Consider the following 18,315-nt stretch of genomic DNA (forward strand, 5'->3'; position numbering starts at 1 on the left):
TACCAGAGCACTGCGAGTTAAACGAGCTGCATCCCTAAATAAGGAAATCTAGCATGATAGGCTAGACTATATAGTGAACGACAAAGTCGCTTGGCTTTTATTCCGTCAGGCTCCCTCGGTAATCACAAAGTAAAGCTTATGTCGAAGAAATAAACACTCAAGTGTAGATGCGGCTGAGGACGTTGGTGGCATGGATGCCACCATCGAGCTTACATGGATGTACTGGTAGTGTGCCGAAGAAGTATCTGCACATTCAGCGAGCCGCAGGCTATAAATTAATTTGAAGCCATGCCATTCAATAACGAACTAAATACCCACTAAGTCAGAAGAATAAATGAAAGATATTTGAAACTTGTTATCGGACAAGTAAACAAGTTTTTGTCCACAAATGAGTTACAGATTACCCGCCACCCAAAGCAGAAGAGATAAACACTCAGGTGTGACCGTGACAAGGCCGTTCTATGGCATCCATGTCATCACGGCATTTGTGAATCCATTCACATCAGATGTCACGGCCGAGACGATAGGGAACCTTTCCGTTAATAGAGAGGGCGGCGTGTCACAGAAGTGCTCGCACTTTAGGTCGTTCATAGGCATCCTGCCTTCACGACATTCGTATGTCCTATACAGCACCTGCTGCAAGCAAAAAACAGCAATGAAGCTATGGTATTTGGCTACTAAACCAAGTACAAACCCCGCCCAATGAACCCACTTAAATCTATTTGAAACTTGCTAGCGGGCAAGTCAATTACCCTTGGGTATAAGCCTTAATCACCTCTTCGGCGATGATGGCGATTCCGGCGCGCATCTTGGCTTCATCCTGCACATAGTTCATTCGCAGGCATTGGTGGGCATGAGTCCAATCCTCTTTCTGCCCAAAGAAGAAGTACTCTCCCGGTACAATTAATACGCCTCGGGCCTTTAATCTATCGTACAGCTCCATGGTGGTAATAGGTAACTCATCAAACCATAGCCAGAGGAACATCGCGCCTTCGGGTTTATGGATCTTGAATCTGGTATCGGTGATCGATTGTTGCAGCAGGGATACGGCGAACTCAGCTCTCTCTTTATAGAAAGGCTTGATGACCGTTTCGCTCAGGCGCAGCAGGTCACCCGATTCAATCATATGCTTAGCAATTGCGGGGCCGAAACCGCCGGGGGCCAGGCTGATGATGCCATTAAGGTTCGTCAGTGCTTGAGTGGTCTCTTCATTGGCAATCACGATACCGCATCGTACGCCCGGCAGGCCAAGTTTGGACAGGCTCATACAGAGTATGGTGTTGCTGTTCCAGAAGGGGGTGACCTCTTCGAAGATGATATTCGGAAAGGGGGTACCGTAGGCGTTATCGATAATAAGCGGAATATCATTAGCCTGAGCTAATCTGTCTAATTCAGCGACCTCTGCGTCGGTCAGCACATTACCCGTGGGATTGGTCGGCCGGGAAACACAGATGGCTGCTACCGAGTCATCTACCTCTAACTGTTCAAAATCCACATGGTATTTAAACATGCGGTTATCTAACTGCTCGATCTCCGGCCTATAGGAGACGAAGATATCATCATCTAAGCCCGCATCACTGTAGCCGATATACTCGGGTGCCAGAGGCAGGAGTATCTTCTTGTGACTGCCATCGAGCTGTTTTCCCGCCAGCAGGTTAAACAGATAGAAAAATGCACTCTGGCTGCCGTTGGTCAGGCTGATATTTTTCTCGCTGATATCCCAGCCGTAGGTCTCACGCAATAGATCTGCTAAGGCCTTTAAGAAGGTGTTTTTACCCTGCGGACCGTCATAGTTCCCCAGTGCCGCGACCAGATCGCCATTTGCCAGCATCTCGCTGGTTGCCTGATGAAAATAATCCTGCATCGCCGGAATCGTTGCCGGATTGCCGCCGCCCAACATGATGGCTCCCGGCGTGCGCAGCCCCTTGTTGAGATCATCCATCAAACGGTTGATACCGGAATAACGATTAAACTTTTCACCAAACTTAGAAAACTGCATGACACCTACACTTGAAAATACCGAAATGGCTTAAGAATGCCTGTAGTATCAATATTCAGCGAGAAACGCACTCATTATTTCAATTATTAGTGACTAATATGGATTTCATCAAAGTTTTGGCAAAAAATAGCGAACTATTAGCTCGTTTGTTTAATCGGGCCTGGTAAGAGATTAGGGGCTTAAAATGAGGGGCGGGCATGACATATGTGGATTTGTTGAGGTCGGATAGGGTTATTCTTTCTGAGAATAGGGTCGATACTTGTTCGGTTCGGTTCGGTGAGTAAAGTGTTAGGGGCAGATAGCCGCAACGCTTGGGTCACAGCAACCATATTGTCAACAGGCCAATCGTTGCAGTCAGCGCCAAAGGCAGCATTACCCAGCGTATCATCCCAGCGCCTCCGACAAACACTGCCAGACAGCCTTTGAATAGGGTATTGGAAATACTCGCTAACACGATACCAAGCACCGCCATATTTGGTGAGATATCTTCGCCGGCCATTCTGGAGAGAGTCAGGTTAATGGCATCGACATCGGCGACACCCGACACCAGTGCTATCAAGAACACGCCGGATTCCCCTAACCATTCCACAATCGCCCGACCAACCAGTGCCACCGTGACTAACAGAAGCCCGAATAACATGGCCGATGCCAGTTTCAGCGGGTTTTTTGGTTGCACATCATCCAGTACCAGTTGATTGCCATTGTGACGATATATCAGTGCCGCACAGCCGAAGGCGACTGCGAGCATCAATATCAGGGGCATGAAAAGCGCATCCACTAACGCCGGTTTAATTAACGCCACGACCAATATCATGCGCGGAAACATCACACCGCAGGCCACAAGAACGCCTACCGAACAAAGCTGTTGCAGGGAGGGGTGATCGCGGGAGAGGCGTGATAGCTGCAGTGTCAGCGCTGTCGATGAAAGCAAGCCTCCGGCAAAACCTGTCATCAAGATGCCTCGCTGAGCCCCCAACATGCGGATCATAAAATATCCGACGAAGGATATCAGTGCGATCAGTACCACCATTAACCAGGTTTCATAGGGATTGATCGCTTGCCAGGGACCATAGCCTTGGTCAGGCAATACGGGTAACAGCACCACGGAGATGATAAGCAGGTTGAGTCCGGCGTTCAGCTCGGCTTGTGACAGTTGCATCAGCAACTTGTGCAGGAAATGTTTCGAGCGCAGCAGCAAGGTGGTGACTACCCCGCAAACCGCTGCGATAACGATCTGATCCAGCCCGGCCAGCGCACCGAGCAGAAAGGTTATCACCATGGCCATATTGCTGGTCATGCCAATATCCGAAGTCTCGCGGCTGCTGATCAGGTAAGCGGCGACTGCCATTGCCGTAATGCAAGCAAAGGCCACGGCGAGGATGAGGGCCCCAAGTTGAGATGTCAGCAAACCGGTGATACCGCCGAGAAGGCCAATAAGGCCAAAGGTTCGCAGTCCCGCCACACGTTTACCTTCGGCAATATTGCGGTTACTCCAACCGCGCTCTACCCCCACCAGTAGTCCGATGGCCAGTGCAGAACCCAATAATAACAGTTGATAGATACTGGTCTCCATCTTCCCTTCCGCAGTCTTTAAATAAGGTATTGCTGCCTATTGTTAATAGTAGAACAAACAGGGGTTCAGGGCGGGTTACTGCTGAAAATTATGACAAAAACCCCTTTTTATGTTTATCGATTGAGCAGAGGCAGAAGTTAAGTGAGAACTATCTGGCACTCACGCTAAGCTACCTCTTAGTGTGTACTACTTTAACCCGGGAGCGGGAACTTGAAGGGTGGACGCTAAACATTGCCTATTGGGTTAACTTTTCTTACTATAGCGACACTAAAATACTCCGTATTTCCGCTGTTTTACGAGACATTAATGAAATTTATCCACACTTCCGATTGGCACATTGGCCGCCAGCTTCATAATCAAAGCTTAATCGATGACCAGCGCCATATATTGGTTCAAATACTTGCGCTTGCCGAAGAGCATGAGGTCGATGCCGTGATTATTGCCGGTGATATTTACGACCGCTCCATCCCGCCAGCCAATGCCGTTGCCTTGCTCGATGATGTGGTCAATCGTCTGGTCAATGAGATGAAGCTCCCTGTGATTATGATTGCGGGAAACCACGATGGTCATGAGCGACTTGGTTTCGCTTCTCGGCAGATGTCTGACAGCGGCTTGCATATTATCGGTCCGCTACATAAAGAACTGTTGCCGATAACCCTGAAGGGAAAGTCCGGCAGCGCGGTGTTTTATGGCTTGCCCTACGCCGATCCCGCAACGGTTCGTCATGTGTTTGACTGTGAGGTCAGCAGCCATGAACAGGCCATGGGGGTATTGCTGGAACAGGTCCATGAACATGACAGTCAAGGTCTTCCAAAGGTCGTGATTGGTCACTGTTTTCTCGATGGTGGTAGCGAATCTGAGTCGGAGCGACCACTGAGTATCGGTGGGGCAGATAAAATATCGCCAACACTGTTCACCCCGTTTAATTATACCGCTCTTGGTCATCTTCATGGTCCGCAGTACAAAGGGGAGGAGCAGGTTAGATATTCAGGCTCCATCCTGAAGTACTCATTTAGTGAGCAGCACCAGAAAAAGTCGGTCACTTTAGTCGATTTCGACAGCCAGGGTAAGGCGCAGATAGAGCTACTGCCTCTGGCAGCTAAACGCGATGTCCGGATTGTCGAAGGCGAGTTATCTGCCTTGTTAGAGGCAGGCAAGACAGATCCCAATCGAGATGACTACCTGATGGTCAGATTATTAGATAAGCATGCAATCTTAGATGCTATGGGCAAGTTACGCTCGGTTTACCCTAACGTGTTACATCTGGAGCGAACCGGATTGATGAGTGATAACGGTCAGCTGGAGATCCGCCGGGATCATATCAAGAAGGGGGAGCTGGATATGTTTACTGAGTTCTTCTCTCAGGTATCGGGCGAGTCTATGAATGAAGCGCAGCAGCAAGCCATGGTACAGGCTATCGATGAACTGCATAAGGGAGAACAATCGTCATGAGACCACTTTCACTCTCAATGTCGGCCTTTGGCCCCTTTGCCTCGACCCAAGTCACCGATTTTTCGGCGCTGGGCAGCAATCCGCTTTTTTTAATCAACGGACCTACCGGCGCGGGTAAAACCACGATCCTCGATGCCATCTGTTTTGCGTTATATGGCAAGACCACCGGCGATGAGCGCGAAGGCAGCCAGATGCGCTGTGATTTATCCGTCGATACTCTGTTGACTGAGGTTACCTTTAGTTTTGCGCTGGGTGAGAAGCAATACAGAATAAGACGCGTACCGGAGCAGCAGCGAGCCAAGAAAAGTGGCGATGGTTACACGGTACAAAAGCCGGAGGCTCAGCTGTATCGAGTCGATAGCGATGGCAGTGAGCATCTGCTCGTTGCCAGCAAGGTATCCGAGGCAACGGCCGAGATAGAGCAACTGACCGGACTCGATGCCGACCAATTTCGTCAGGTGATGGTATTGCCTCAGGGTAAGTTTCGTGAACTCTTGATGGCGGACTCGAAAGACAGAGAGAAGATCTTCAGTCAGCTATTTCAGACTCAGATTTATCGCAAGATTGAAGACAAATTAAAACTGCAAGCGTCAAAGATACGCAATGATGTGAGAGATCATCGCAATAAGCGTGATGGCATGCTGCACAGCGTTTCACTGGACTCAGATGAGGCCTTGAATGCCGAACTTGCTGAGGTTACGCTAAGACTAGCGGCAGCCCTGGAGAGTAAAGAGAAGGCGACATCGGCACTGATTGAGATCAATAAACAACTTGATTCAGCCAAGCTGTTACTCAATGATTTTGACTCTCAGGATAAGCTGAAACAGACGGCCGAATTATTAACTAAGCAAAAGAGTGCGTTCGATTTACGTCAATCTCGATTAGAAAATGGGCAAAAAGCGTTGCAGCTAAAACCTGTTTTAGATGTGCTGGTGGCACGTGAGTCAGAAGTGGCTCAGGCGCAAGCTGGTATTACCCAAGCTCAGTTTGCCAAGCAACAGACTGAACAGGCGCTCACTATCAGCCAGGCAAAGTTTGACACCTTGGCCGAGCTGGAGCAGAAATTAAAGCAGGCCCAGAGTGATGAGCAGCACTTAAATTCGCTAGTCCCGCAGCTTCAGGGACTCGATAGTTTACAAAAAGAGCTGCACACGGCAACTAACGAGCTTACTCAAGCTAAAGAAAAGGGCATTAAGGCTAAAGCCTCCTTAGATGGATTGTTATCAGATAAGAAAGCCGCCGAGCAACAAGTTCCTCAGTTAGAGCTCGTGGCCGGTGAGCAGGTTAGTGCCCAGCAAGCACTTACGGCGCAAAGTGAGTTGATTGAACGTTATAAACTGTGGCAAACAGCCAGCTGTAATGCGGATATCACCGAGCGGGCGTTGAAGCAGGCAAAAGATAAAGGTCAACAGTTACGCCTCAGTTTTACAGAGAGTCAAACCTATCATCGACAATTACAGTTAGTTTGGCATCGAGGACAGGCCGCGAGTTTGGCTTTGCAGCTAAATCCTGGCGAGCCTTGCCCCGTGTGCGGTAGTGCTGAGCACCCGCATCCTGCACAAAGTGAGCAGGCTCTTCCCACTGAGGAGGAGCTACAAGGCGCGCTACGCAATGAAGAGCTGGCAAATGAAGCATTAAACCAAGCCAGAGCCGAGTATTCAGGTTTAAATACTAAGCATCAAGAGCAGCTAAAGCATTTAAGTGAACACCAGCAAAAGATCGGTGATAGTGCCTTACAACCCCTTGAAGAGTTGCAATCTCATTTTCAGCGACTACAACAACAGGTCAATCAAGCCAATACCGCCGCACAGCAATTGACTCAGTTAAGAGGCCAACTACAGACTTGGCAGGCAAAAGAGCAGGAACTTCGCTCCTCTCTTGATGCTGAGCGTGAACTCTATCAAGGCGTACAGACTCGCGTGGCCTCCCTTCAAGGTCAGCTTGATCAGGCATTAGCGGCAATACCCGATCAATATCGTAGTTTAGACGCGCTGAATACCGCGATAAATCAAGCGCAGGTCTTGCTTAACGGTTTACAGCAAACGATAGATGGGATCCGTCAGGCTCACACTCAAGCGCGTGAGCAAGATGCCGCTCAAACAGAAGCATTGGCGGCGGCTCAGTCGAATTCAATCCGAGCAACGCAGAAAAGTGATGAGGCTCAAGTCGATCTCAATGGGCAATTGGCCGCTTCTGGTTTCGAGAATAAGCAGGCGTTAACACAGGCGCTGTTATCGAGTGAAGCGTTAAAGCAGATCGCCGATGAGATTGCCAAATATCGGCAGGATTGCATCGCGAACCAGACGACATTAGCACAATTGACGGAGAAGTTAGCCGAGCAAGTTAAACCTCAATTAGCCGAATTTGAGGGGCGTGTAGCAAGTACTCAGACTGAGCAACAAGAGGCTGAACATAGCTGGCAGACATTGCAGGGCCGAGTGACGCAATTGACTCAGACTCAAAAGCAGTTACATGAGGCTGACAATCAAGCCAAGAAGCTGGAGGAGGAGTATGCCGTTATCGGCACCTTAGCCGATGTGGCCAATGGCAATACCGGCAACAAGATAAGCCTGCAGCGTTTCGTTCTCAGTGTGCTACTCGATGATGTCTTGCTTGAAGCGAGCCACCGCCTTCAGCTGATGAGCAAGGGGCGTTATCGATTACTGCGTAAAGAGGACAGGGCTAAGGGGAATAAAGCGTCAGGGCTGGAACTCGAGGTCGAAGATGCCTATACCTCCAAGGTGCGTCCCGTCGCGACCCTCAGTGGTGGTGAAAGCTTTATGGCAGCCCTATCGATGGCACTGGGCTTATCGGATGTAGTACAGGCCTACGCGGGGGGCATTAAGCTCGATACCCTGTTTATCGATGAAGGATTTGGTAGTCTGGATCAAGACTCACTGGACTTAGCCATTCGTACCTTGATGGATCTGCAATCCACCGGACGCATGATCGGGGTCATCTCCCATGTCTCAGAGATGAAAGAGCAGATAGGTACCCGTGTCGATATCATTAAGTCATCAATGGGCAGTGAGACTAGATTGGTCTTGCCGTAATGCGCAGGTAGATCCGATGATTGATAGCTAATCCAGAAGCTAACCTCATTTGCAATCTTATTTTCTACTCTTGTGACATTAAGAATAATTATTCTTAATGTCACTCATATATTCACATCTCCTGTTTGTAGTTCCACTTTTTTTTGGTATAAATATGCTAGTTTTCTTACCGCGACAGGTAAGAACACCAATTTTAAAATACTGCATCAAAGCGATAACAGGCCCTTAGCCATAGTCTCCATAAGTAGACTCGATTTATGACGCTTTGATAGCAGTTTCTTAAATAAGACAATAAAAGTCATACAAAAGAATAATAATGTGAAGATGGGGCCAAGTTTGCAAACAGGTAAATTTTCTTTTTTAAAAATGTCTCAGATAAATACTCAGGTGCTCTCGTTTCTACAAGAGTCGAGCATCCATAAAAAAGTATTATTAGGTGCGGGTCTGCTTATCGGTGCGGCCCTATTGTGGCCAAAAAATCATCAGGTGTTGCCTCAGCGTATCCCTATCGACTTAGATATCGATGCACTGGTTAGTCAGATAAGTTCCACTGCAACCACTGCTGCAGTGTCAGTTGTAAAACCTGGTTTTGATAAGCGTATTATCAGCGGCGATACCTTAAGTGGACTATTTGTTCAGGCCGGTGTCGATCAGCAAACCATGTACCGGGTCTTAGAGGCCGACTTGAACATTCTGGCGCTCGATACGCTTAAGCCGGGGAACAAGATAAAGTTCTGGCTGGATGATAAGGGAGAGCTTGAGAAGCTCAAGCTATACTTTTCGGCTGCCAGGCAGGTGGTCTTCAGCCGTTTCGATGATGGCTCCTATAATGTCGAAGAGATCAATATTGAGGGTATTTGGCAGAATCGTGCCGTAACGGGCGATATCCAGGGGTCATTTTATCTGTCGGCTAAGCGAATGGGGTTAGATTCAGGCGAGATCCAGCGAATAGAGTCTTTGTTGAAGGAAAAATTAAATTTTGCCCGGGATCTGAGGGCGGGTGACAGTTTTTCTGTACTGATGAGCGATCAATATATCGATGGATCAGTGACAGGCGCAAGCGATATTTTGGGGGTCAGCATTCAGCGTGGCCGAAGTCATATTAATGCCTATCAAAACAGTGATGGTAACTTCTATGATGAAAAAGGGCAGAGTCTAGCGCGGGCTTTTCAGCGTATTCCCCTTCAAAGAAATTATCGTATCAGTTCGAACTTCAATCCTCATCGTCACCACCCGGTAACGGGGCGCACCTCTCCTCATAATGGTACCGACTTTGCCACGCCAATTGGCACTAAGGTTATCGCGCCGGGTGACGGTATCGTCTCTTTGGTGACCGACCATAGGTTTGCGGGTAAGTATGTGGTGATAGAACACGGCAATAAATACCGCACACGTTACTTGCATCTCTCTAAGGCATTAGTGCATAAGGGACAGAGGGTCTCCCGTGGCCAGGTTATCGCATTATCCGGCAATACCGGCCGTATTACCGGGCCGCACCTTCATTATGAGTTTCATGTAAATGGCAGACCGGTCAACCCGATGAAGGCTAATATCCCAATGGCGAGTCAGCTGTCACGTAAGCAGATGAACTCTTTCGAGCAACTGGTACAGGTTCGTCAAATGATGATGGGCCAGAGTTAACCATTTAAGTTCATTGAAATGTCCAATACGCCAGCCTTGTTGCTGGCGTTTTTATCTCCGCTATCTCTATCAACCTCTTTCTATGATTGCAGCTTTTTTATTCGGCAAATTCGCTCACCTAGTATAATTAAATAACAGCGTCACTGTGTTCAGTTTTGGCTGGTTGTTGAGCTCGATTCGTTGCGCCGACATAAAATGTTTTTTAGTTATCAAATGAGGAGGGGACAATTGCAGCTCATTGTGTTTTTTATCTTGTCATTGACCCTGTTGAGTTCAGCTAATGCCAGAACGCTCACCATCGCATCGAGCGAAGGGCCACCCCATATGATCAACGACAATCATCATGGTATCGATCTCGATATTGTCGAAGCGGTACTCAGGCGTCTCGGCCATGATGTCTCCTATGATTTTATGGGGCTTAAACGAGCGCATCGTGAGCTGAAATTAGGAAGGGTGGATGTGACGGCACCTGTTTTCATGCAAGCGGACGGTGAAGGCAGCTATATCTCATCCTCGATAGTCCTTTATCAGCCAATGGTCTTTTCACTTAAAGCCAGTGGCCTTAAGCCCGAGACAATATCTGATCTACAGGGCCACAGTCTGCTGACCTTTCAGGGGGCGCCGGGATACTTCGGCGAATCGTTTAAACAGGTAGCCCGGGGAGACTCATATCAGGAGTTGACCGATATGGGGGCGATCGCAGAACTGTTAACTAAAGGTCGTTATGAGTATGCGGTATTAGATAAATACATTTTTTATTATTATTACCGCCTGAATGATAAGCAGCGCGATGTCTCTATTTTTACTGAACATCAATTGATCCCGCCAGCTCCTGCCAGTAGTGCTTTTCACGATGAAAAATTAAGGGACGAATTTAACCGGGAACTGCAGCTGTTTATAAAAAGTCAGGAATATCTACAGATATTTGAACGATATCTGGGCTCGGCTCTGCTTAGTACCGAGCAGAGTGCTCCTGAGTCTGTGCCTGAGACGGATTTCAGGTTCAATTAGTTCGCTTGTTTGCCTTTATTGCGCATCGGCAGAGTCCCAGCTTCAGTGCCGGGCAGGACTGACATGGTTTAATCTTAAAAGGACGAGAGAGCTCTATCGTCTGAGTTAGCCCAGTGGGACCCAATGCAGCCATTGAATGGGTTGCAGATGATATTGGGAGGTCATATCGAGCCGAATTGGCATCATCGTCAGTCGATACCGCTATTTCTGTCAGCTCATTGTTTACTTGGCTGGCCAGCTTTAATCGGTATTTTTGAATTTTAGCTCGATATTTGACCTGTTTGTTGAGCCGTTTTGAAACGAGATCTATATTATCGATATCATGAATGAGTTTATGTTGATTTTTTAGCAGCTTAGCTTCCGCTTTCTCTAGCTTCTTCGAATATTTTACCTGCTGTTTATCCAACTCACTGCGACTGACTTGATACATTGATTAGACCGAAATGAAAACAGGCCTCAATTGTAAATGATAATACTTATCAATCAAGGTTTGATTCTGCAAATGAGTCTTAATTATCAGTAAACCTTAACGTCAGCATCGATCAAGGTTAGCAGTAACCTTAAGTCAAACTCCAGCTGGTGGTAATCAGCTTCCATATGGCAACAGAGTTGATAGAAGGCTTTGTTGTGATCTTTCTCTTTTAGATGAGCGAGTTCATGGACGACCACCATACGCAATAACGGCTCCGGCACTTTTTTTAAGCGTGACGATATGCGGATCTCGTTTTTAGCTTTCGTCTTTCGACCTTGTACTCTGGAGACGAATGAGTGAAGACCCAGAGCCTGATGGCTTAAGCTGATCTTATCATCGTATTGGATCTTCGACAGGGGTTGGGACTTGCGCAAATACTGGTTTTTGATCTCCATCGTATAGTCATACAAGGCTCTGTCTGTACGGATAGCATGAATATCCGGGTGCCTGCTAAGCAGTACCGCTTTGAGCTTGCCATTGGCGAGTAGTTCGGATACCTGATCTTGTATTGGCTGTTGATAACCAGCTAAGTATTTGAGTGTATTCATGAGCGTCACATAAAAAATGGGGTAAAGAAAAGGGTGCAAATTGCACCCTGTTTTTATGATAAGGAATATGTTGGTCATATCCTTCATCTTTAGCTCTAGGCTCTAGCTATTACTCGCTATCCCAAACATTGAAAATGTGTTGGTTGTGGTAAGCGTAAGCGGCATCGAAAGCCAGGTTTTGGAAGCGCTTCAGGCCTAAACCTTCAAAGTCGACCAAAGGAGGGTTACGCTTTAAACGCTCTTTAACTGTGACCGGAGACATTAATATCACCGGCAGTTCAAGAAGCTGAATGGCGGCTTCGGCTTTAAAGCTGGTCGCGCTACCTGCCAACTTACCTTTTTGTTCGCGAGAGACGATAACCACTTTATCTACTTTGTAATCTTCCATCAGTTTGCTGAACGCAAAATGAAAATCACGAATAGACTCGGTAGACTCTGAATGCGAAATGACGAATGATTGCTGGCGACAATCGGGCACGTTAAAAGTCTCGCCTTCGTAACTCAATAGACAGATGATGGCTTCGCCACCTTTTAATTCAACGCCACAAACTCTCATGTTATACCTTAAAATTGTTATTGGTTTTGTTACTAGCGGCTCTATAACTGGCTAGAGAAAACCGAAAAAATATCAATGAACAGATATAGGTAATACGTCTTATATTATTACCGATATCTTAAACTGGTTATTCAGGTGTATCCTGAAGTTTAGATTTTGGCTTTCTAAGCATAGGGGCATCACCAACATCGATGCCTGTAATAAAGCGCTTGTCTCTACTTCCTTTAGCCTTAGCCTTAGTTTTACCCTTAGCAGCCGTTGTCGTCGATTTCTTCGCATTAGCCTTAGGCTTATTCTTGGCCTTAGGCTTATCTTTCAGCCCTGAAAATTTAGCTTTTAAGCCATCGATTGTACTTATCTCGAATGTTTTACGAAGGAAAACTTGTACCTGTTTGAAGTTGACCCAATCTTTAGGGCCGACGAGAGATATCGCATCGCCCTTTGCACCGGCACGACCCGTACGGCCGATACGGTGAACATATTCTTCGGCAAATTTAGGCATATCGAAATTGATAACCAAAGATACATTCAGCAGATCCAGACCACGTGAAGCCACATCGGTAGTGACTAAGATATCCTGTAAACCTCTACTGAACTGATCCATGATCTGGTTACGGGCATTTTGCTTTAGGTCGCCACTGAGGGATGCGGTATTAAATCCGGCTTCAGCAAGCTTAGTCGCTAACCTGTCGGTATCTTGGCGAGTCGCAGTAAAAATGATGACCTGCTTGTTCTTCTCATTCGTTAAAATGTGGTTCAGCAATGCTTCTTTATGATCCAGGTGATCACTGAGGTAAATTCTTTGAGTGATATCCAGATTTTCAATATTGCCCGCGCCAATAGAAACATGCATAGGATCTTTTAACAGCTCGGCGGCAATCTCGTTGATCTTATTGTGATCTAAGGTTGCTGAAAACATCAATGTTTGGCGACGCTTATGGTCAGCGGCTGCATTAATCGCTTTTAACTGATCGACAAAGCCCAGATCGAGCATGCGGTCGGCTTCATCTAAAATTAATAGCTCGAGTCCATTAAGGTGCAGGTGATGCTGAGCTAAGTGGTCGGCAAGTCTTCCGGGTGTCGCCACGACGAAGTGAGGATCTCTCTCTAATGATTTAGCCTGATCATTAAAGTTTTCACCACCTAAGATTTTGACCGCTTTATATTGTGTGTTGGCGACTAACAAGCGTAACTGGCTGTATACCTGGTTGGCGAGTTCGCGCGTTGGCAATAAGATCAATACCCTTGGGTCTCGCTTACTTAATGGCCTTGTGGAAATAATCCTCTGCATTGCCGGTAACAAAAACGCTAAGGTTTTACCCGAGCCTGTTTTTGATGATGCCATCAGATCTTTGCCTGACAGGCCTACTGGTATCGCCTGCTCTTGGATCTCCGTAGGCTTTTCTATGCCCATATGATCCAATGTCTTTAACAGACGCGTATCCAGTGAAAAATCGGTAAATTGCAAAGGTGTACTCCAAAATTGATTCGACTGACCATTATAACCTAACTCGTGGTGATTCATCCATAGAGAAAGTCAGATTCATTTTAAAGCACTTGCTGGGCTGAATACTTTAGAATAAAGCGCTAACAGAGTGTTGAATATCGGTTCTGTGAGCGGGCTGGGCTGTGTGTGGTACTCGATAATCTATTAGTGAATCCTTGATAAATAACAGATAAGATGAATCGGGCTTGTTTTTCACCCTTTAATTTCGTTTTGTGGGGACATATTATACCAATCTCATTAAATATCTGGTCAATTCAGAGTCACTCAGGCTTTTCAATTCCAGACGCATTGATGCAGAAATGGTTACTCCCTTTTAAGTCAATGCAACACAGAAGTGGAATGCCTGAGGGACTTCCGCAGGACGGGTTTCAAAGCACCTTATGCTTCGTTAGATGCTCTCGAAATAGAATAACTATTAGCTTCAAGCATCTGTCTTGCCTACAGCGCTTTGAATTCCCGCTGAACGATCACATATTTAATAGGATTTGTATTATGGCTACAATTGGCATTGCATTAGGTAGTGGCGCCGCAAAAGGCTGGGCACACATAGGTGTACTCAAAGGGCTCGCAGACATGGGAATAAAGCCCGACAAAATCTCGGGTTGCTCGATAGGGGCTCTCGTGGGGGCTGCCTATGCAAACGATCAACTCGAGGAGCTTGAAGATTGGGTGAGAGGCTTCTCCAGTTGGGATGTGTTGGGGTTAATGGATGTGAGCTGGCGAAAGGGGGGCTTAATTGGGGGAGATAAAGTCTTCGATGTCATTCAAAATAGAATTGGCGACCTACAGTTCGAGGGCTTACGGCGGCCATTAATCGCCGTCGCGACGGATCTCTATTCCGGGCAAGAGATCTGGTTTAAGGAGGGCGATCTTCGTCATGCTATTCGCGCATCGTGTTCTATGCCTGGAATTTTACCACCAGTGAAAGTCGGAGAGCGCTGGCTTGTCGATGGTGCCGTAGTAAACCCTGTCCCCGTATCTGTGAGTCGGGCTATGGGGGTCGATGTGGTGATTGCCGTCGATCTCAATGGTCAGGGAAGGGAGCGGTTACAGGTCTTGCCAGTGGACATGACCAGTAATACACCTTCGCTAGAGGACAAGGAGATAGCGCAAGCACATCAAGATACCGGCTTTATGGATCTGTTAGCTCGTGGACGGGATTATGTGACCAGCTTATCGGATAAGTTCACCATGGGTAATCGCTCCGATCCAAGCATGTTGGCCGTGATGTCCCAATCGATGGATATTCTGGAGCAGCGCCATAAACGTGCACGTTTGATGGGCGATCCGCCCGATATTTGCTTAGTCCCGGATGTTGGCGAAATTGGTACAATGGAATTTCATCGTGCCGAGGAAGCTATTGCGGCCGGAGAGGAGGCGGTGAGGCAGGCAAAACATCAGATAGAAGCCGTATTGGGCCCCTTGTCGTGATCTAATAGTAAGCAAAAGGGCCCGTAGGCCCTTTCGTTTTCTAAATATGCTTTGGCTTATGTAAAATAATTTAAGCGAGTTTTACCACCATTTTGCCGCGGTTTTTACCTTCGAATAATCCGATAAATGCATCCGGTGCCTGTTCAAGTCCTTCGTAGACTGTTTGCTCCGCTTTTACCGCGCCAGTGGCTAGCCACTGTCCCATCTGTTTGGCAAACTCAGGGTAATGAGCCCAGTGCTCGAATACGATAAAGCCTTCAATTTTTAGTTTTTTTATGATGATCATCGCAAGATTGCTTGGACCCGGTGTCGGCGCCGTATCATTGTATTGAGATATCATGCCACACACAGCAATTCTGCCGTGGTCATTCATGTTGTCGAGTGCAGCTGACAGGTGCTCGCCGCCGACATTTTCAAAATAGACATCGATTCCTTCAGGAGCCGCCGCTTTGAGTGATGCACTTAAATTTTGGGTTGTTTTGTAATTAATCACAGCATCGACACCAATAGATAATAGATGCTGCGCTTTTTCATCTGAGCCTACAGAGGCGACAACCTTAGCTCCCATTAACTTACCCAATTGGCAGGCTACACTACCGACAGCACCGGAAGCGGCTGAAACAAAAATCGTCTCTCCCTCTTTCAATTCGGCTATTCGATTGAGACCCGTCCAGGCTGTCATTCCCGGCATACCCAGTACGCCAAGGAAATGTGATTCATTCAGTGGGGTGTCCGGTAGACGAGTATGCTCACTACCATCGGTCACATAGTGGCTGCGCCAACCCAACATGCTGCTGACTTTACTACCGACAGGAAACTCAGGATGACGGGACTCGATCACTTCACCTATCGCACCACCTTCCAGGACTTCTCCAATGGCAAATGGGGCGATGTAACTCTTTCTGTCTATCATACGACCGCGCATGTAAGGGTCGACTGACATCCATAAGTTCTTTACTAAAAACTCACCATCGTTAATGCCTGCCAATAGTGTTGAAGCCAGTTTGAAGTTAGCTGTTGTTGGCAACCCTTCGGGACGTGAATCTAAGAGTATCTGTTGAGCCTGCATAAAAAACCTTTTACTTTGTGCGCTAATTAATTGTGCTAAACTTTACTCTTAAATAGATGAGATGGCAAATACTTTGCGCGCAAAGTATATTTATTGGTTGTTCTCCACCGCTATCTCCCTTTTCAGCTATTTGAGTAGAAATCTGAATTGCTGACTTAAGTATGGATCGGTTTGAAGTACAATACTGCTTCGCTAGAGGAGTCAGGCAAGATGATGGCGACAATTAAGAGATAACTGAGTAAGGTGCTACAGAGTGAGTGAAACGAAAGAGTTCCAAGTTGAAAATAAAAATGGCTTGCCGGTTGAAGAGCAAGGAAAGTGCCTGTCTGATAATGTTTGTTTTGCGCTGTATACCGCGGCAAATGCGTTGGTCCGGGCATACAGGCCCTTACTCGAAGAGTGCGGTCTAACCTATCCTCAGTATTTGGTTATGCAGGCTTTGTGGTTAGACAATGGCGCAAGTTTGACTGGGTTATCTCAAGCGACGCGTCTCGATTTAGGAACCTTAACCCCCATAGTCAAAAGACTGGAGGCGAAAGGATTATTGAGTCGTAGTGTCGATGTAAAAGATGAGCGCAAAAAAGTGATCGAAACCACTGACGCCGGGCTGGAACTCAAACAGCACGCGCTGGTACTAAAAGAGCAGTTGCTTAATAAGGTAACCTTGGGTGAGACAGATATAACCTCCTTGAGGGACATGTGTTTAACTCTGACGGAAGATCTAAATAGAAAATAATCGTGCTGTAGAGTTTCCTTGAGCTGACTTTTAGCTCAGCATCGCTATATTTTTGAGATATCAACATTACCTTCGCAGCCATAAAGGTAACTCTTTCCCTGCGGTGACCTCTCTGTGATTACTGACTTGTTGACGAGGCGGTTGTATCTTTCAAAACACCATTCCATCCCCCTTCCCCCGAAAATAGGGGGGCACTTTAGTTTAAAATACAGTCAGGCAATTTGACTGCCTATTGTTAATGAAATGTAAATGGCGTAGGCTCCACTACCGATTAACATAACTGGTTTTTTAGTCGTTAAAGGGAGCACGAATTTTCGCCGTTAGCCTATATCCCTCTCCCGTCTCGTTAATCATTTAAACTCGTGTTTTCTTTTTTTACTCAGTTAATTAGGGTTATGCCGAGAGCTGGGTGAGGAAGGGGGAAGCAAAATTAACGGAAAATGGTCCAAGCTATCGCCAACGTTAATTTTCCCGCTGTGAACATTAAGCTTTACTCATCACATCATTTAAGGAAAAACTGATGAAAATTAAAACAATTCTAAAAAGTACGCTAATGAGTACTGTGTTGTTAAGCAATTTTGCAATTGCTGATGATGATCAAATTTTGGTCGGGGCATTTCATGACTACGGAATAACTAAGTGTGACAGCTTTATTCTTGAAAATAGCCAGCTTCAAGGGAATTGGAATCTTTTTATTAATAAGCATAAGGGGGGGATCGACGGAACCTCAACTGAGGTTACCGTTACTCAGATCTATGGTTCAAAGGGTGACACGGTAAAGATTGAAGATACCTATATACAAACAGCTAAGAAATGTTTCCTGAGAAATACCTGGACACTAACATTTAAAGGTTCATGTGCCGATCATGTCGATTTAAATGACTGGTATGTTTCCAATGAGATGCCGAATAAAGATTATACAACTTACAAAAATGCCGGTGGGTTAGAGTTACATGCGAAAGAGATCTCTATGGGTAACTTTAAAGCCTGTATTCAGGAAGGTTCTAAACGCTCTTCTGGTCAGCATGGTTAGTTAGTCCAATCATATAGTAGGTCATAGCTATCGCTGTTTTTTCTCAATGTGGCGAATTCAGCGATAGCAGATTTATCTGTCACAGATTCAACTCATATATTGAATCTATCCCCCTCTGCCCTGGTTAAATTCAAATTAATAGATAAAGTCTTGATTTGCTATAATTTCGGAATTAGTTTCGGCATGATTCCTGCTTGTTGACTGCATCAGTTCTCTTTACGCCGATATTTTGAC

At 46.5% G+C, this 18,315-nt stretch carries 14 protein-coding genes; 7 read left to right on the forward strand and 7 right to left on the reverse strand.

Annotation, left to right across the window (positions count from 1 at the left end):
* Positions 1–748: 748 nt before the first annotated feature.
* A complete protein-coding gene (locus tag EKG38_RS21860) occupies positions 749–1,999 on the reverse strand; it encodes a valine--pyruvate transaminase (RefSeq protein ID WP_126523112.1) in 1,251 nt (416 codons plus the stop codon).
* Positions 2,000–2,315: 316 nt separating this feature from the next.
* A complete protein-coding gene (locus tag EKG38_RS21865; RefSeq protein ID WP_126523113.1) occupies positions 2,316–3,572 on the reverse strand; it encodes an MgtC/SapB family protein in 1,257 nt (418 codons plus the stop codon).
* 306 nt (positions 3,573–3,878) lie between these two features.
* Between EKG38_RS21865 and EKG38_RS21870 the strand changes: the two genes are divergently transcribed.
* The 4 genes from EKG38_RS21870 to EKG38_RS21885 all read left to right on the forward strand — a co-directional run bounded on the left by EKG38_RS21870 (position 3,879) and on the right by EKG38_RS21885 (position 10,729).
* A complete protein-coding gene (locus EKG38_RS21870; RefSeq protein WP_126523114.1) occupies positions 3,879–5,024 on the forward strand; it encodes an exonuclease SbcCD subunit D in 1,146 nt (381 codons plus the stop codon).
* Positions 5,021–8,077, forward strand: coding sequence for an AAA family ATPase (locus EKG38_RS21875; protein WP_126523115.1), 3,057 nt, complete (start codon positions 5,021–5,023; stop codon positions 8,075–8,077). The genes EKG38_RS21870 and EKG38_RS21875 overlap by 4 nt, the downstream gene beginning before the upstream one ends.
* A gap of 336 nt (positions 8,078–8,413) precedes the next feature.
* Positions 8,414–9,718 (forward strand): peptidoglycan DD-metalloendopeptidase family protein, encoded by a 1,305-nt coding sequence (locus EKG38_RS21880; protein WP_439332675.1) that lies wholly within the window; start codon positions 8,414–8,416, stop codon positions 9,716–9,718.
* Positions 9,719–9,946: 228 nt separating this feature from the next.
* Complete coding sequence (locus EKG38_RS21885; protein ID WP_246033244.1) at positions 9,947–10,729, forward strand: substrate-binding periplasmic protein; 783 nt, start codon at positions 9,947–9,949, stop codon at positions 10,727–10,729.
* Here EKG38_RS21885 and EKG38_RS21890 read toward each other — a convergent pair.
* The 4 genes from EKG38_RS21890 to EKG38_RS21905 all read right to left on the reverse strand — a co-directional run bounded on the left by EKG38_RS21890 (position 10,722) and on the right by EKG38_RS21905 (position 13,773).
* Complete coding sequence (locus EKG38_RS21890; protein ID WP_126523116.1) at positions 10,722–11,159, reverse strand: hypothetical protein; 438 nt, start codon at positions 11,157–11,159, stop codon at positions 10,722–10,724. The genes EKG38_RS21885 and EKG38_RS21890 overlap by 8 nt on opposite strands.
* An 86-nt stretch (positions 11,160–11,245) precedes the next feature.
* Positions 11,246–11,749 (reverse strand): M48 metallopeptidase family protein, encoded by a 504-nt coding sequence (locus EKG38_RS21895; RefSeq protein ID WP_126523117.1) that lies wholly within the window; start codon positions 11,747–11,749, stop codon positions 11,246–11,248.
* A gap of 109 nt (positions 11,750–11,858) precedes the next feature.
* A complete protein-coding gene (locus EKG38_RS21900) occupies positions 11,859–12,305 on the reverse strand; it encodes a DUF3010 family protein (RefSeq protein WP_126523118.1) in 447 nt (148 codons plus the stop codon).
* A 127-nt stretch (positions 12,306–12,432) separates the two neighbouring features.
* On the reverse strand, positions 12,433–13,773 hold the full coding sequence (locus EKG38_RS21905; protein WP_126523119.1) for a DEAD/DEAH box helicase: 1,341 nt from the start codon (positions 13,771–13,773) through the stop codon (positions 12,433–12,435).
* Positions 13,774–14,304: 531 nt separating this feature from the next.
* Here EKG38_RS21905 and rssA point away from each other — a divergent pair.
* On the forward strand, positions 14,305–15,243 hold the full coding sequence (rssA, locus tag EKG38_RS21910) for a patatin-like phospholipase RssA (RefSeq protein WP_126523120.1): 939 nt from the start codon (positions 14,305–14,307) through the stop codon (positions 15,241–15,243).
* 70 nt (positions 15,244–15,313) lie between these two features.
* Here the strand turns inward: rssA and EKG38_RS21915 are convergent, their stop codons facing one another.
* The gene (locus tag EKG38_RS21915; protein WP_126523121.1) at positions 15,314–16,312 is read right to left on the reverse strand and encodes an NADP-dependent oxidoreductase; all 999 of its coding nucleotides are present in this window, start codon (positions 16,310–16,312) and stop codon (positions 15,314–15,316) included.
* A 253-nt stretch (positions 16,313–16,565) separates the two neighbouring features.
* Between EKG38_RS21915 and EKG38_RS21920 the strand changes: the two genes are divergently transcribed.
* Both EKG38_RS21920 and EKG38_RS21925 read left to right on the forward strand, forming a co-directional pair.
* Positions 16,566–17,048, forward strand: a complete 483-nt coding sequence (locus EKG38_RS21920; RefSeq protein ID WP_439332676.1) for a MarR family winged helix-turn-helix transcriptional regulator — start codon at positions 16,566–16,568, stop codon at positions 17,046–17,048.
* Between the two features lie 520 nt (positions 17,049–17,568).
* On the forward strand, positions 17,569–18,081 hold the full coding sequence (locus tag EKG38_RS21925) for a hypothetical protein (protein WP_126523122.1): 513 nt from the start codon (positions 17,569–17,571) through the stop codon (positions 18,079–18,081).
* Positions 18,082–18,315 lie beyond the last annotated feature (234 nt).

Origin of the sequence: Shewanella canadensis, assembly GCF_003966225.1 — a bacterium.
In the GTDB taxonomy this organism is placed as follows: domain Bacteria; phylum Pseudomonadota; class Gammaproteobacteria; order Enterobacterales; family Shewanellaceae; genus Shewanella; species Shewanella canadensis.

Excerpts from the sequence above, each read along its gene's own strand:
- EKG38_RS21915 (WP_126523121.1), bottom strand. The coding sequence starts at position 16,312 with ATGCAGGCTCAACAGATACTCTTAGATTCACGTCCCGAAGGGTTGCCA.
- EKG38_RS21860 (WP_126523112.1), bottom strand. The coding sequence starts at position 1,999 with ATGCAGTTTTCTAAGTTTGGTGAAAAGTTTAATCGTTATTCCGGTATC.
- rssA (WP_126523120.1), top strand. The coding sequence starts at position 14,305 with ATGGCTACAATTGGCATTGCATTAGGTAGTGGCGCCGCAAAAGGCTGG.
- EKG38_RS21875 (WP_126523115.1), top strand. The coding sequence starts at position 5,021 with ATGAGACCACTTTCACTCTCAATGTCGGCCTTTGGCCCCTTTGCCTCG.
- EKG38_RS21895 (WP_126523117.1), bottom strand. The coding sequence starts at position 11,749 with ATGAATACACTCAAATACTTAGCTGGTTATCAACAGCCAATACAAGAT.
- EKG38_RS21925 (WP_126523122.1), top strand. The coding sequence starts at position 17,569 with ATGAAAATTAAAACAATTCTAAAAAGTACGCTAATGAGTACTGTGTTG.
- EKG38_RS21870 (WP_126523114.1), top strand. The coding sequence starts at position 3,879 with ATGAAATTTATCCACACTTCCGATTGGCACATTGGCCGCCAGCTTCAT.
- EKG38_RS21865 (WP_126523113.1), bottom strand. The coding sequence starts at position 3,572 with ATGGAGACCAGTATCTATCAACTGTTATTATTGGGTTCTGCACTGGCC.
- EKG38_RS21890 (WP_126523116.1), bottom strand. The coding sequence starts at position 11,159 with ATGTATCAAGTCAGTCGCAGTGAGTTGGATAAACAGCAGGTAAAATAT.
- EKG38_RS21900 (WP_126523118.1), bottom strand. The coding sequence starts at position 12,305 with ATGAGAGTTTGTGGCGTTGAATTAAAAGGTGGCGAAGCCATCATCTGT.